Source organism: Vibrio sp. ZOR0018 (assembly GCF_963865925.1).
GTDB lineage: Bacteria > Pseudomonadota > Gammaproteobacteria > Enterobacterales > Vibrionaceae > Vibrio > Vibrio anguillarum.
Genome location: NZ_CAWMCN010000084.1, coordinates 1 through 322 on the forward strand (window position 1 = coordinate 1; position 322 = coordinate 322).

The following is a 322-nucleotide window of genomic DNA, read 5'->3' on the forward strand; positions in this document are numbered from 1 at the left end:
CGGTGAGGTGGCCGAGAGGCCGAAGGCGCTCCCCTGCTAAGGGAGTATACGGTTTATAGCCGTATCGAGGGTTCGAATCCCTCCCTCACCGCCATTCTTGCTTATTTGGTTTAGCATCCAAATAAAGAACAATGTGCGTCCTTAGCTCAGCTGGATAGAGTACCTGGCTACGAACCAGGCGGTCGGAGGTTCGAATCCTCCAGGACGCGCCATATTCTTTCGTAAGATTGAATGTGAAAATGCGGTGAGGTGGCCGAGAGGCCGAAGGCGCTCCCCTGCTAAGGGAGTATACGGTTTATAGCCGTATCGAGGGTTCGAATCC

At 53.7% G+C, this 322-nt stretch carries 2 tRNA genes; both read left to right on the forward strand.

The window, feature by feature from the left end:
- Position 1 precedes the first annotated feature (1 nt).
- Positions 2-94: transfer RNA gene (locus AACR75_RS03845), tRNA-Ser, on the forward strand.
- 41 nt (positions 95-135) lie between these two features.
- Positions 136-212 (forward strand) — tRNA-Arg (locus AACR75_RS03850).
- Positions 213-322 lie beyond the last annotated feature (110 nt).